The 14,426-nt window shown below is 43.4% G+C and carries 10 protein-coding genes; 3 read left to right on the forward strand and 7 right to left on the reverse strand.

Annotation, left to right across the window (positions count from 1 at the left end; genetic code table 11):
- Nucleotides 1–14: 14 nt before the first annotated feature.
- Entirely contained in the window at nucleotides 15–1,097 is a 1,083-nt protein-coding gene (locus tag AC1DCV_RS08505; RefSeq protein ID WP_477022795.1) for a hypothetical protein, read from the reverse strand.
- Nucleotides 1,098–1,538: 441 nt separating this feature from the next.
- Here AC1DCV_RS08505 and AC1DCV_RS08510 point away from each other — a divergent pair, with 441 nt between their 5' ends.
- The gene (locus AC1DCV_RS08510) at nucleotides 1,539–2,054 is read left to right on the forward strand and encodes a hypothetical protein (RefSeq protein ID WP_477022796.1); all 516 of its coding nucleotides are present in this window, start codon (nucleotides 1,539–1,541) and stop codon (nucleotides 2,052–2,054) included.
- 102 nt (nucleotides 2,055–2,156) lie between these two features.
- Here the strand turns inward: AC1DCV_RS08510 and AC1DCV_RS08515 are convergent, their stop codons facing one another.
- Nucleotides 2,157–3,092, reverse strand: a complete 936-nt coding sequence (locus AC1DCV_RS08515) for a DUF2268 domain-containing putative Zn-dependent protease (RefSeq protein ID WP_477022797.1) — start codon at nucleotides 3,090–3,092, stop codon at nucleotides 2,157–2,159.
- A 385-nt stretch (nucleotides 3,093–3,477) separates the two neighbouring features.
- Between AC1DCV_RS08515 and AC1DCV_RS08520 the strand changes: the two genes are divergently transcribed.
- Both AC1DCV_RS08520 and AC1DCV_RS08525 read left to right on the forward strand, forming a co-directional pair.
- The gene (locus AC1DCV_RS08520) at nucleotides 3,478–4,221 is read left to right on the forward strand and encodes a hypothetical protein (RefSeq protein ID WP_477022798.1); all 744 of its coding nucleotides are present in this window, start codon (nucleotides 3,478–3,480) and stop codon (nucleotides 4,219–4,221) included.
- 535 nt (nucleotides 4,222–4,756) lie between these two features.
- Nucleotides 4,757–7,078: a GH92 family glycosyl hydrolase gene (locus AC1DCV_RS08525; protein WP_477022799.1), complete on the forward strand. Its 2,322-nt coding sequence runs from the start codon at nucleotides 4,757–4,759 to the stop codon at nucleotides 7,076–7,078.
- Between the two features lie 32 nt (nucleotides 7,079–7,110).
- Here AC1DCV_RS08525 and AC1DCV_RS08530 read toward each other — a convergent pair whose 3' ends face one another.
- The 5 genes from AC1DCV_RS08530 to AC1DCV_RS08550 all read right to left on the reverse strand — a co-directional run bounded on the left by AC1DCV_RS08530 (nucleotide 7,111) and on the right by AC1DCV_RS08550 (nucleotide 14,420).
- Nucleotides 7,111–7,977, reverse strand: a complete 867-nt coding sequence (locus AC1DCV_RS08530) for a helix-turn-helix domain-containing protein (RefSeq protein WP_477022800.1) — start codon at nucleotides 7,975–7,977, stop codon at nucleotides 7,111–7,113.
- A 132-nt stretch (nucleotides 7,978–8,109) separates the two neighbouring features.
- The gene (locus AC1DCV_RS08535) at nucleotides 8,110–10,131 is read right to left on the reverse strand and encodes a glycoside hydrolase domain-containing protein (protein ID WP_477022801.1); all 2,022 of its coding nucleotides are present in this window, start codon (nucleotides 10,129–10,131) and stop codon (nucleotides 8,110–8,112) included.
- Between the two features lie 201 nt (nucleotides 10,132–10,332).
- The gene (locus AC1DCV_RS08540; protein ID WP_477022802.1) at nucleotides 10,333–12,063 is read right to left on the reverse strand and encodes an alkaline phosphatase family protein; all 1,731 of its coding nucleotides are present in this window, start codon (nucleotides 12,061–12,063) and stop codon (nucleotides 10,333–10,335) included.
- A 33-nt stretch (nucleotides 12,064–12,096) separates the two neighbouring features.
- Nucleotides 12,097–13,677: a DUF5008 domain-containing protein gene (locus tag AC1DCV_RS08545; RefSeq protein ID WP_477022803.1), complete on the reverse strand. Its 1,581-nt coding sequence runs from the start codon at nucleotides 13,675–13,677 to the stop codon at nucleotides 12,097–12,099.
- A gap of 32 nt (nucleotides 13,678–13,709) precedes the next feature.
- On the reverse strand, nucleotides 13,710–14,420 hold the full coding sequence (locus tag AC1DCV_RS08550) for a hypothetical protein (protein ID WP_477022804.1): 711 nt from the start codon (nucleotides 14,418–14,420) through the stop codon (nucleotides 13,710–13,712).
- Nucleotides 14,421–14,426: the final 6 nt, after the last annotated feature.

Here is a 14,426-nt window from a genome sequence, read left to right on the forward strand (position 1 = left end):
ACAGTGACAAAAAACTATTGATATTGGATATACACCGGCTGCGGATACAACTCCAATACTTCTGCAGGTTGCATCAGGTGCCCGCCGGTTATTACGTCATTCTTATAAAATAATTTAAACCCGGTAAACTGTACCGGCTCCCCTGAGATCCAGCACTGGTAGCTGTCTTTCTTTTTCGCTACGCCGCCAAAGCCGTCCATATTCATCACTACCTGCACTTCAGGTTGTATATGGATATTTTTATAGTTTGTCACCATTCCCTGTGTGAAACGGTGTATAACCAGTATTTTGGGAGGCAGATGGTATTGCCGCACCAGCGCGGCAAGCCAGGTAATAGTATAGTTGATATCCTCCGCATCAAAGGTGCCAATTGATGTACAGGGCACCTGTTTATTTTTCATAGAATATTCCGGATCAATACCCACGTGTATATCGGGCCGCGAGAGATACTTTTCCAGTAACGGCAGCTCTCCCTGAAGTGAACTCCAGCCTGGCTGAATATCCAGAAAAACAATGGCATGCGCCTTTTTTGCCAGCTCCAATACTTTATCAATTTCTCCGGATGGCATATGTAACCTGTATTTCCTGTCTTTTCCCGGTTGCGACTGAGCCGTAACGGCGATATAATGTAAAGCAGGAACAACCGGCAGGCTGGTATCTGCCTGCTTCCATTTGTCCACTTCTTCCGCTAACTGTTTTACCATATCATCTCCTGGTAATTCACCCAGTATGCCCATTTTTGCGGAATACAGGTTCCCATAAAAAGCAACAATCCGGTGATAGGGCAACAACGCTCCCGGCAAAGGATAACCAGTATTCACAGGCCATTTGGCAGATGGTTTATTATGCACCAGGTGCAGTAGGATATTATTATACCGGCTGCTATCGGTAGTCTCCGCCCCCTCATGCTCTTCGGTGATATCAACTCCGGGTTGGGAAATCGTCACTTTATGGGGATGTCCCACCTGTTTCATATCTTCCATTTGCCCGATAGATAATAAGTCTATAGCTGTAAAAACATATAATACCAGGATGCCGGTCCATAAAATAACGGCGGTAATAAATGCTCCATTTATAAATTTCAACACCATTTTCATATATGTGATTTTGAAAAGTTCCTGGATTTATCCGCTAAATTATATCACCACGCCTCCAAAAAGAATGACATCGCTCACAGGCATTGTTGATTATTATCAGGGTTTCATGGCTGTATATCAATACATGACAACAATCACCCAAAAGGTATGACCATCATCATTTACCTATCATCAATACCCCGCTAATTTTATAGTCGAAAAAAGCGGCAGCCAAACCACTGCCGGAACAGGTACATAAAACAATCACTTATGAAAAAGTACCCGTCTACATCGATCACCCGTGATCTTTAAAAACTGACGCTGCAATTTTTTATGAAAAGGATTTATTTACATCTTGCAATAACACTAATGACTGGCTTTTGTCAGTGTGCTACTTCCCGTATTACTGGAACATGGAAAGGAAGGGAGATCCACCCTGAGAACTATAAAAACATTCTCGTTATGGCGGTAATACATGGCCCCGACAGCAGTTTACAGGCAACGATGGAAAAACATATGGTCGGGCAGTTAACGGCACAGGGCTGCACCGCTCTCTCTGCGTGTATAAAATATGGCCCACAGGCATTTGCAGCGATACCTAAAGACTCCATAAAAAAAATACTTTCCCGGGATAGTATTGACGTAGTGCTAACCATCGTTCTTCGGGATAAATCAAAGGAAATTTACGATGTCACCGGAAGATTTATCTTTTCCCTCTATCCCTTCCGCGAGAGTGATTTCTGGTTGTACTACAGCGCCATGAATGAGTATCACCCGGTATATACAAATTATACGGAACATACGGCCTGGTTCTGGGAAAGCAATGTTTATGATGTTAACAACGGTGCCTTGGTTTATGCCATACAAACGGCCTCTTTTGACCCCTTATCAGAAGAAGATTTAAGCGGCAGTTATGCTCATCTTCTTGTAAAAGATATGCTCAGGAAAAAGATCTTTCAACCGCATAAATACCATTGATTCACAAAATGAGTACGACTCTCAGATATAAAGCATACCGTCCCGGATGTACTCTGGTCTGATATTTATAATAATTTAATCCATTTGCCTTGACAGCAGGCGCTACTGCATGTACCCGGAAGCAGCCAAAAACCTATCTAAATCTGCTATCTGTTCATTATCCATATTTATCATATAATCGATCGCTTTAGCCTTGTCTGTGGCACGCTCATAATAAGACTTACAGATGGCGTATCCTACAAAGTATCCCAGATCAACACCATTATATAACCAGTCTTTTAACTCAGTTCCCTGCATTTCCTGTTTAAATTTTTGCCATATTTCCTTTTCATGTTCTTTACCATAACGCATGTATGGCGTTTCTAACGGGCGCTGTAACAACAGTTCCGCTATGAAATCGCATAAGCCTTCCGCAATACAAAATCCAAGCAGGTTGGTGTGGGCTTTGTCCTCCATATCTCCGCCTTTATGTTGTGTATGAGAAAGTTCATGTGCCACAATCTGCAAAATACCTTTATTGCCTTTAAAATAACCTTGTAAAAAAGGAGGAAGTCCCACTGAGTTAGTGATGCTGTCTGACGCCCCTATTTCTGTCCCTATCAGTACTTCGGTTTGTGTAGTAGTTCCTCCTGTTCCAATATATCCGATAGTAAAATAAATTGCCGGTCTTTTAAAAGGGGGATATAGCTTTTTATATGCCGCTATTAATTTTTCAATATCTGCTTTACTCTCTTTTACTTTCAGCGTGTTAGGTCTGATAGATGCCCAGAAACCGGGATGAGCAAAAATGCTTTTCTGAAATTTTGAAGGTGTCCAGTTCCTGATGTGGGCCAGTTCTTTTAATCCTTTGGTCCCCTTATCAAGATACATGGTCTGTATTAGTTGTATTTGCTGCGTAGCGTCATTAACAGTATGTATGCTATCGAATGTTTTCCAAAACAGGTCTATGTCTGAATAGTAAATATTCGTTTGTGCGCAGATAGTGGTGGTAACAAATAATGTTAGTAATAAAATGATAGAACTTTTAATAAAGTGCATGTAATAATGGGTTAAGGGAATATATAAATATACCTAAAAAAGAAGCAGAAGCAACTATGCCTGTTTTACTACATGCAGCCAGGAATTTATTTAAAGTTAAAGCCGCATAAATCCTATGATTGATGCAGCTTTCCTGTTTTTAGCAGGTAAAGCTGAAAGTGCATCAAACGAATCTGAAAGGGGATCAGGCTGAAAACGGGTGGAATATCTTTTTTCAATATGCTCTAAATGCCCGTACACTCACATTTGTTATTCTCAAATACACACCGAACTATCGTTGAATATTATACAATACCCATTACACTCCCTTTAGCTAATCTTCAATTTGTCCCGAAAACAGGTTCCCTGAATTATCTTATATTTATAGTAATCAAAATAATCTCCCATGGCAAAACAAATGTCTGTCATTTCCTTTACGGGAAAACTCGGCAATCTCATTGGGTATAAGCGCAATGGCGAATACTTTCTGCGCAGCATGCCCGAAAGCGTGCAGCAAACGGCTGCTACCCGCCGCGCATCCCGGCGCTTTGGCATCGCCAGCAGGAAAGGCGCTTTTATCCGTAAGGCTTTCTACCCCCACCTGGATATCCATTGTGACGGTGGCCACATCAATCGGCTGAACAAGCTACTCATTGCTGCCGGTGAGCATCACGAGGCCATCACAGGCTTCCGCTTCCATCAGCATACCGGAGTAGATCATTTTTTTCCGGTAGCTCCCCGGTTGTACAGTAATGGGATATTAAATATTCCCGCACAAACCATCGCCGGGTATAAAGGCATTGCTGCCCTGGAAGTAAAAGTGATCGCAACACGTATTGATTTTATATCACGCCAGGTGGCAGGTAGCGAAACGGTTACGCTAATGATAGACCCCGATACCACTTTCCAGGAAACAAATGTTTCGCTGGATGTACCCGGGAAGGGTTCACTGGTAGTGGTTTTCCAGGTAAGAGCGATGTACAAGGACGGCCCATCGGGCAACAGACAATATATGGCCGCCGATATTATTGCGGTGGCAGCGCCACAGGTTCCCAAATCTGCTCATAAACGTACTTATCCAAAGCGCACGAAATTGCTTCCCAAACTTACCTATACATACACATATCCAGCTGTCATTCAACTGGAATAAAGCTATTTTGCCCCCGGAGATATTTTGATCAATAAACCCCTTATACCTGCTTCCTTTCAATAGTACATCTCTTTCCTCAGCTACAGCATGCTTCTGAAGCAGCGCTGCTATGGCCAGTTCTGACCTGCATACATTTGCTGATACAATTTCACCCCGGTTATACATCCGAAACTCATCCCCACATCAAGTCCACCTCTACTGCACTGCTTCTATAGGTACTTAGCGGGTACTAAGCATAGCCTGGACGGAATCTATATAATGAAAAGGTAATGTCGGCTATAATGATGGGAGGCTTAATGCGCTTTATCTTAAAAGCGTATTTATAGATAACGAAGATAAAATTCCTTCTAAAAACAGCCGTTTATTAATTTTTGCGTATGATAATAACGAGCCGGAGAAAGCCATAAAAGTCAAAATAACACCAAAATTGGCTAAATTAACTGTCATTCAATGAATACGGAATGTAGACATTTGTAGATTCCCTCAACATATCAAACCTTGAGCAGGCTTAAGTTACAAAACAATTAATGATATAATGCTAAAGAACGGATCGTTAAAGAAATATTTCCTGGGAGGATTTTTGACTGCTGTAAGCGGTTTCGTTGCTGCACAAAAAAAACCGGTGGACTATATTAATCCATTTATTGGCGCCAGTACCAGCATTGCCAAAGCAAGAGATGGCGCCGGCCTTGGTAAAACATTTCCCGGCGCAGCAACTCCATTTGGGTTGGTTCAATTAAGTCCTAATACCATTACAGGAGGCGATAACGGTAGTGGCTACAGTTACGAGCATACAACAGTAGAAGGCTTTGCCTTCACTCAAATGAGTGGTGTTGGCTGGTATGGCGACCTTGGCAACTTTCTGGTGATGCCTGCTAACGGGCCTTTGAAAACTTTCTCCGGCAAGGAAAATGGTGAAAAGAAAGGATATCGTTCTCATTTCGATAAACACAGTGAGAGATCGGAGGCTGGCTATTACGCAGCTACCTTAACAGATTACTCCATACGAGCGGAAGCTACAGCCGCGCCACATAGTGGTATACTCAGGTTTACCTATCCGGCGGGTAAACAGTCACGAATGCAGATCGATCTGGCCCGCCGCGTAGGAGGTACCTCTACAGAGCAATATATTGAGGTCGTGAACGAACATACTATCCGCGGTTGGATGAAATGCACTCCTGAAGGCGGTGGCTGGGGAAACGGTGATGGGAAGCCAAACTATACCGTTTACTTTTTTGCGGTGATGAGTAAGCCACTCAAAAAATTTGGAGTATGGACAGCCGATATTCCAGAAGGCATGAAACGAAAAAGAGAAGATGTTACCAGTGATGCTTACCAGGACATTGTAGCAAATGCTAAAGTAGTATATGGAGCCAAAAAAATGCAGGGAAAGCATCTTGGATTTTTCTCTGAATTCGAAACCAGCAAGGATGAACAGGTATTTCTAAAAGCAGGTATTTCATTTGTAAGTATGGAGGGCGCGGAGAAGAATCTGCAGGCTGAAATAAAAGATTTTGACTTTGACGTTATTCATCAACAGGCAAAATCACTTTGGGCAAAGGCCATGGATAAAATCAAAGTAGATGGTGGTACTGAAGATGAAAAAACAATTTTTTATACCGCACTTTATCATACGATGATTGATCCACGTTGTTATACCGACGTAGATGGGCGTTATGTGGGAGGCGATAACAAAATTCACCAAACCAACAAATTTGTAAAACGTACTATTTTCAGCGGATGGGATGTATACAGGAGTCAATTCCCCTTACAGAATATCATTAACCCCTCCATCGTAAATGATATGATCAATTCACTGGTGGAGCTGGCCGACGAAAGTGGGAAGCAATACCTGGAGCGCTGGGAATTTTTAAATGCGTACAGTGGTTGCATGAACGGCAATCCAGCGGTATCTGTGCTGGTGGATGCGTATAATAAAGGTATCCGGAAATTCAACATTGATAAGGCATACCGTTATGCAAGAAATTCCTGCGAAAAATTTGGCAATGGTGACAAAGGACATTCCAATAATATTTCTGAAACATTGGAACATGCCTATTTTGAATGGAGCCTGTCTATGTTGGCAGACAGTCTGGGTAAAAAAGAGGACGCCGCTCTATACTTCAATCGCTCAAAAAGCTACCGGAATATTTTTGATACTTCGCTCCATTGGTTCAGACCCAAAACGGATGCTGGGCGATGGGTTCCGCTTCCTAAGGACAGCATACTGGCCATGGGATTTGGGTGTACAGAAAGTAATCCTTATCAGCAAGGTTGGTTTGTACCACATGATATTAAAGGGTTGTCGGAATTATTGGGTGGTCGTGAAAACACCGTAAAGGAACTCCAGTCCTTTTTTGAGAAAACGCCGGCATCCATGAAGTGGAATAATTTTTATAACCATGCTAACGAGCCCGTGCATCTTGTTCCGTTTATGTTTAATAAATTAGGAAAGCCTTACCTCACGCAAAAATGGGTAAGAGAAATATGTAGCAGGGCCTATCATAACTCGGTAGAGGGATTGGTAGGCAATGAAGATGTTGGGCAAATGTCGGCCTGGTATGTGCTGGCTGCAAGTGGGTTGCATCCCTCCTGTCCCGGGGAAAACAGGTTCGAAATATTCAGTCCGTTGTTTCGTACTATAACAATACAAACAGATGCTGGGTATGCCAATGGCAGGAAATTTACCATTATTGCGCATAATAATTCGGCCACAAACAGGTATATACAATCGGCCAGGCTAAACGGCAAGGTGTATAACAAGTGTTATATTGATTATAAGAATATCATCAACGGCGATACACTGGAACTTTATATGGGTGATAAGCCGAATGAAAATTGGGGTATGGAAAATTAGATACTACCAATTCATACTGCTAAGGGCAACTCCTAGTAATGTATACGATATTGTTTCAAAAAATTACTGGGAGATAGTCCTTCTACTTCTTTAAAGTGCTTATTAAAATTAGAAAGGTTATTATACCCGCTTTCATAACAGGCAGCAGATATATTATGGGTACCTGCCAGCAATAGTTTAGCAGCATGACCAATTCTAATCTCTTTTAAAATTTCGATAAATGTTTTGTTTGTTTTTTGCTTAAAGTAACGGCAAAAACCGCTGGCGGACATATGAATAACTGCTGCCGTCTCCTCCAGGGTGATGTCCTGCTTAAAATTCTTATACATGTGGTCAAATATCTGTGTAATCCGCTGCTCCTGGGTTGATGTTCCCGTAATGTTGAAATAAGGAGAAGCCAGCACCGTGCTTTCTTTTGAATGAGCGAGTACATCCAGCAATTCTATCATCCAGGCAATTTTCCGGAGCCCCTTTGCACCCAGCATCTGTTCTAAAATAAACCTCGCCTGGATAATCGTATCTCCTGAAAATAAAATACCTCTTGCTGCTCTGCTGAACAAAACATTCAATTCTTTTGCCTCCGGTTTTTCCAGGATCATAGTACCTATAAAATCCGGGAAAAAGTGTACTACATAAGCCGTGGGGGGATGACTGAAATCCTGTACGCCATGGTACTGCCAGCAATGCGGCAGATAGCTTCCTAAAAGTACCAGCTCCGGCCCGTCAAAATCAGCGATGTGATCTCCGATAAACCTTTTCCCAAGGCAATTCTCCAGTAGCGCAATTTCAAAATTGATGTGACTTTTAAAAGTGCTATACTTCTCCATTTCCAGTACCTCTTTCCTGATCGTAAACGATTGATCGGCAGGGAATGTGAAATTCTCATATAAATATTTCATTATTCAGGTCTTATAGATTAACGAACAGGGATACAGTAATTACAGGGGCATAAACAGGCGTGTCTTACCCCGCCTCTGCAGATGATGTAAGACATACCTGTACAAACCCTGTTTATATTAAATAAATATGCATCAGTAAAACAGTTCCAGTACACCTCCTTTGGTTAACATATTATGGTTGATCCGGAAATCAGGCAGATCAATACCATTGAATTTCACTTTCTTAATGATGTCATTCAAGGATTTCCTGTTTCTTGCTACAATCATAAACTGATGGGTTTTATCCAGCTGAATCCTGATTTCATCATATATCGGAGAGGTGATCTCATACGAGGGTTCGCCAACTACCAATGGAAAAAGTCCCATGGAAGCGAATACATACCAGCCGCACATGGTACCATCATCCTCGTCCATTTCAGGAAGAAATCCCACAGGAGAATTCTTAAATATCCTGCTTACAACCGGCTCGGGGTACTCTGCGTTGCCGCCATAAAGGTGTTTCGTCTGTTCCGTAAGCATTCTTTTTACAATGGTCTGCGCCTCTTGGGGCCGTCCCAACCTGTTGAAAATAAAAGGGGCATGTATACCTACTTCATTGCCCTGGTTATTCATACTTTTTTCAAAAAAATAATCAAGTTGATTGGCCAAAGTATCCCTTCCACCACTCATGTTTTCCATCAATGGGAGATATTGCGGCACGGCCCATCTGTATTGCCACCTGCTTCCCTGGTATAAGCCATTGTTACGCATAAGGGCATACGAACTATTGACATGACAGAATTCTTTCTCCCAGGTGGTAGTAAACAGTTGTTGTGCCTTATTTTTATAGTAGATGGCATCGCCGGTGTGATTTGTTTCCCGGGCAATTTCACTCATCGCCCAAAGGTCAATACAGGTTTCCATTGCCTGGTCTGGTCTGCCAAAGCGAAGGCTATCCACTTCTTTTTTTATTGCCTCATAAGCGATGTCCAGATTCAATCCTGTAATACCTTTCCTATAGGCATCCAGCAGTACACAGATGGAATGCTCTGTCCTCACAGTAGGTCCGGATTCGAAATCCGTTGCCCAATCCTTTTTGCCGTGAATATATTGTTCGGCAAGCGACCTGCTGATATCTCTCATCTTACCAGGTTCCAGTAAGGTGATCAAAGGGAATTTTGTCCTGTAATTGTCCCACATGGACCATGAACTATAATAAGTAAAGTCCCTGGCAGTATTAATAGACCCGTCTGTAGCCAGGTATCTCCTGTCGGAGGACGTTACATTTGCGGGGCTTAGAAAAACCCGGTAAAGGGAGGTGTAAAATAAAATACGGTCGTCTGTGGTGCCGCCCTTTACTTCAATTTTATTTAACAGAGCACACCAGTTATTCATCGCCTCCTTTCTGATAGCATTAAAACCAATACCGGCAATCCTGTTATTCTCTGCAGTAGCAGTCTCCACATTCACCGGCGACAGCGCAACCCGCATTTCTACCGGTTTTCCGGAGGCCTTCCCAAAGGACAATTCCAGCACCTTCCCTGTAGTATTCAGGCAACGAAAGGACCTGTCGGATCTGATGTTAAAAAACAGTTTATAAGTGCCCGCATCACAGGTTGTTCCTGCCCGCAGATAACCGGAGATTTCACTATCCGATATTACGTTGTAGCTAACCTCTCTTACTCCGGTAAAGGAGGAGGCAAAATTAATCAGCAGCTGCTGTTCCGTCCCGGCAGGGTATAAGTATTGTTCTACCGCCACATTAGTTGTTGCTGTCAGAGCAGCGGTGACGCCATTATCCAGCTTTACCGAATAATATCCGGGCTCCGATATTTCCGTTGATTTTACCAGGGAGAGTAAAGCATTTTTATCCGCAGGTTTTATACTGAGATTTCCCCCATTACCTCCGCAACCAATACCTGAAAGACGGTTCACAGAAAACCCGGAGATGTTTTTTTGAGCAAAATCATAACCACTGTGACTTCTGTGCACCATATCAGGGCATACCCTTGCCATACCATAAGGTACACATGCGGCGGGATCTACCTGGCCATTGTCCCCGCTGGTGCCTATAAAAAGGTTGACCGGCGGCATCTTCTGCTGGCCCGAAATATTCAGTTGAAAGGCCAGACAAATAAGGGTTATCAATGGAATACTGTGTAAAGGTTTAATCATATTCTGTAATTCGTGTATAAAAACTGATGGTACCAGCAGGCGCCACCATCAGCCCTGCCATAGTATAAGACTGCCGGCGAATGAAATTGGATACCATCGTCTACTTTTTTATAAAATATGCGACCAGGAATGTGTCTGCATTCCTGGTCGCATATTTATACTGCTATTTCCGTTTATAATTTCAGTGATATACCAACCTGGCTATTTTACATTTATTTGTCCTGTAGTCCATGCCTTGCTTTCCAGTTGCCATGCCGGATCGGGAATGACATTCAGCCAGGACAATACAAGCAAGGGAATGTCTTTACCGGCAGGTACCAGGGTCTGGATGTTGGCGGAAGATGGGGGAAGCAACACGGTTGCGAACGGATCCCAGCTATAATTGCCAGAGGGTACACCTTGCAATATGAAAGGATGCCCCAGAGCAGACTTATCTTTAAATATGCCCCCCGCACCATCAGTAGCCGGCCAGTACCCCAGCAGGAAATCCACGAAAGGATGATTATCATCTACTCTTATGGCAGCTGCATCTTTTGCTATTGTTGCGTCATCTATAGCACATTTGAATATTCTTACTGCCGCCATATATACATCGGCCGGTTGATTAACGGAGCCGGGCAGATATCCCATCCTCAACGGAGCCGGGCTATTGATATTACCCTGGCCGGTTATCTCCTTTTCCTCACCAAACTTGCCATCCGTATAGGTTCTGGCATATCTCTTTCCATTCCTGGAAAGTATCACTGCGGCAATGTTATGCCATTTTCCATCGCCGATAACAGCGCCTCTGGCCTGGATATTTCCTTTGCCTGACTGGCCAAAATTTATCTGCCAGTAATTCTGTTCCAGGAACATAACCCATCCTGGCACGCCACCATCGAAAGAAGCACGTTTGCCAAGTATGGAAGGCCAGGTATAATTATAGCTGCCATCCGGACGCTGGTTTACTTTAATATTCAACTCCACCGTAAAAGAAGTGGTATCGCCAAAATTATAGGCATCAATGGCATCCTGCACCGTGGCAAAAACGGCGCTATCCTTACCAAACAGGCGAACGGTGCTTCCGGAAAACCGGGTACCATTAAACGGCCGGTCAAGGAAAAACGGCCGGAAGGTGGGAGCATAAACAATGGTAAATGTATTTAACCGGGGGTTGCTGAATATGGTATTATCATCCTGTTGTGGATCCACAGGAAATGGCCCTCCTATGCTGGATGTAACCACTACCAACCATTTTTCACCTGCAAAATTCTTCCGTTGCCGCAGTTTCCCCAGCATCTCTCCCAGGTACTGATCCATGTTATTGATGGCATCGCGGTATTGCGGAACAGTGGCATCATAACCATAAGCGGCTCCCGCTGCATCCACATTTCCGAAGTGCGCAATAATTAATCCGGCCGTGTCTTTCCCCAATGCATCCAGTGTGGCATTCTTAACCGCCTTATCATCATTTTCAAAATACCCGGTTTTATCTGCACCGGAAGAAAGGTAATCTGCCAGTGATTTTTTTGCACAGAAAAAATTAATAGGATAATTGGGCAAACGGGATTTGATCAGCTTTGTAACCGGAGGATACGCGGCCAGGTTATTACCCGAGAAATCATTGGTGCTCACCCCATGCCGTTGCCGGCTAACGCCGGTCAGCATATCCGCCCAGGAAGTTGCCTGCACCGCGGAGGTATCTGTAAGTGAATTCCAGGAATAAATGGCGTTACTCGTCATTGACGTCAGAAATGGAGGAGCCACCTTATTTACTGACGCCCCTCTTGCTCCGTCAATAATCACATAAAGCACTTTGGGAAGCGGATCATTTGCAATAGTATCATTACCTCCCGGTGTCTGACGCATCATTTTTGCGTCTTTGTTACATGCTGCTATAACGGTAAATATCACCGGTAAAAGCAGTCTGCTTATTTTTTTATATTGATTCATGTATATAGCATATTAGCAATGAAACGATAGGGCTTATTTTAGCAGCAAGCGGGTAATATTTCCGATAGGCTGTCCATTAAATGTAGTAATGTAGCCCATCAGCGTTAGCTGTATATCACCATTAGTTGTTTTTGTTTCCAGCAGATTTGATATACTACCCTGAAATTTACCGGTAGAATTATAACCGGGAACTAATTTCCCTTTGTTATCTATTACCATAAAGCCATTACGCTGTACATTATCATAGCGTCCAAAGTAGCCGGCAGCAACGATCAACCCATTATTTAACTGAAAGCCATAACTGATGCCACCATCCTCCAGGGGACCGGTTGAAAAACCATTGACCGGATTGAAAGATTCATCGACCAGCACTATCCCGTTAAATTTCTTGTTGTTATAATTGATAAAAGCTCCGGCAACAACATATTGCTTTGTTGTGGCATTATAAGTAATGCGTGTAACTGCATTATCACCGCCGGCAGTAAAGGAAGGATCAAGGCTTCCATCTGTGTTGATACGGACCATATTTAAAACAGGCATACCATCATATTTGCTGAATCTGCCAAACAGGATGATCTTACCATCCGGCTGCATCACTGCGCCTGAGATGTAACCGTTGGTGGCAGGTCGCCCCTTATGTGAAACAAGATCGTAGTGATAAGAGGAATCAATGGCACCATCCTGTTTGAACCGGATCACTTGCCCTGCTTCAATGCTGTCAATTACCAGCGAATCTTTCAGGTGGTCCGATGTGGAAACACCGTATCTTTTACGGAGATAGTACTTAAAATTGCCCACTGCAATGGTTCCTCCCTGCGCATCCTGGAACAGTTCCTGAATATAATCATCCGTTCCTCCGTTAAAAGCAGGCACCGTATCCTTTTTAGTGAATGACTGCACGGTGATGGTATCAGGAGATCCGTTAGCATTAAGGCGGCAAATATTAAACATACCGTGTACGCCGCCTCTCTGTTTATCGAACGAAGAAAACCCGCCGGCAATCATCATTTTACCGTCTGGCTGCATCGCGATATCCGATATGGATCCGTTAACGCCCCTGCCAAAAAGCATAGAACGATCCAGCTCCCCACTGCGGCTGATGACGATAATCCCATTCAGGGGATTCACTACGCCTTTATTTTCATAATTAGTGAACCCTCCTACCATTACAAAACGGCCATCCGGCAGCTCCTCCATTTTGTTTACAGGACCGTTGGTACCTGTAGTAACGTGGAAGGTAATATCCGTTTCAATTTTACCGGCTACATTGAAAACCGGTCCGTAAAAAATCTGGTCTCCCACAACCACCTGTACATTACCGGTACTTGCCAGATCGGGCACTTTCACACTAATATGCTGGCTGTCGAGCTCCATTACCTGTGCCGGTTGACCATTGAAAGAAAATACCGCCTGATTCCTGTAAGGCTGCAACCCGGTAATCTTAAAGCTTACAATCGTGCCTGGTGGTGCAGTCACTACAGCCGGCGGCTCAGTCGAAAATTTTATTCCTAAAGGCGCTTTACCTCCCGCATAAGGGTTCTGGAATGTGTTCTCCTTCTGACGGCAGCCATATGCCAACAGCAGGAGCAGTATATAACAGAGATATTTCTTCATATATTGATACTTCTAAGGGTCTGCTGAAATTGTTACTGCTTGTAATGCAGGTAGTCGTTAAAAAAATTACCCGGATCAAATCCAAAGTACTTGTCGTTATCTGCCAGTACATGAACAGCCGCATGATTGGGCTGAATGTTACAGGAAGCCACCGGAACCCGGGTAAAATAATTCGCTGCGGCGCCGGAGGGGTCCGGCTGGTACGACAAATTCAACTGGCGATAACCAACATACTTAACACCTCCGGAGGTAGCATATGTAACACCGATGTTCATGACGGTGTTATTGAGGGAAAGATAATTCTGTCCTCCATACACCTGCAATAAATCAAAATCAATCTGTGGGTAATCTTTCAGCAGGTTTACGCCTCTGAAAATATACATAGACAGGTACTTTTTCCAGACTGCCGGAGGCACGTCTGCAAGCGTTTTAATAGTATCCTTACCCAGCAGGTAAAGACTACGGTTAAAACTTCTGACCAGGTTAGTAACGCCCCGGTTGGTAGGTGCAAAAAATGTCAGGGAGTCTTTATTCAGTATAGAATCAAGCCCCGCAAGTCTGACTATTGTTTCAACGGAATCAAAATAAAACGGCTTTGTGTGTAAGTAGTCCATGACCGTTCCATTAAACACCGGCGAAGTAACACCTCCGTCTTTATAATAATCGTCTTTCTTACAGGAAATAGCCATCAATGCTATCAGCATTAATCCGCCAAAATATTTCAGGAAATTAGTTGTCTTCATGGAAAA

The organism is Chitinophaga sp. 10T418, from assembly GCF_056394125.1.

Bases quoted from the DNA above. Each gene is read 5' to 3' on its own strand.
- AC1DCV_RS08505 (WP_477022795.1), bottom strand. From the start codon at position 1,097: ATGAAAATGGTGTTGAAATTTATAAATGGAGCATTTATTACCGCCGTT.
- AC1DCV_RS08510 (WP_477022796.1), top strand. From the start codon at position 1,539: ATGGCGGTAATACATGGCCCCGACAGCAGTTTACAGGCAACGATGGAA.
- AC1DCV_RS08515 (WP_477022797.1), bottom strand. From the start codon at position 3,092: ATGCACTTTATTAAAAGTTCTATCATTTTATTACTAACATTATTTGTT.
- AC1DCV_RS08520 (WP_477022798.1), top strand. From the start codon at position 3,478: ATGGCAAAACAAATGTCTGTCATTTCCTTTACGGGAAAACTCGGCAAT.
- AC1DCV_RS08525 (WP_477022799.1), top strand. From the start codon at position 4,757: ATGCTAAAGAACGGATCGTTAAAGAAATATTTCCTGGGAGGATTTTTG.
- AC1DCV_RS08530 (WP_477022800.1), bottom strand. From the start codon at position 7,977: ATGAAATATTTATATGAGAATTTCACATTCCCTGCCGATCAATCGTTT.
- AC1DCV_RS08535 (WP_477022801.1), bottom strand. From the start codon at position 10,131: ATGATTAAACCTTTACACAGTATTCCATTGATAACCCTTATTTGTCTG.
- AC1DCV_RS08540 (WP_477022802.1), bottom strand. From the start codon at position 12,063: ATGAATCAATATAAAAAAATAAGCAGACTGCTTTTACCGGTGATATTT.
- AC1DCV_RS08545 (WP_477022803.1), bottom strand. From the start codon at position 13,677: ATGAAGAAATATCTCTGTTATATACTGCTCCTGCTGTTGGCATATGGC.
- AC1DCV_RS08550 (WP_477022804.1), bottom strand. From the start codon at position 14,420: ATGAAGACAACTAATTTCCTGAAATATTTTGGCGGATTAATGCTGATA.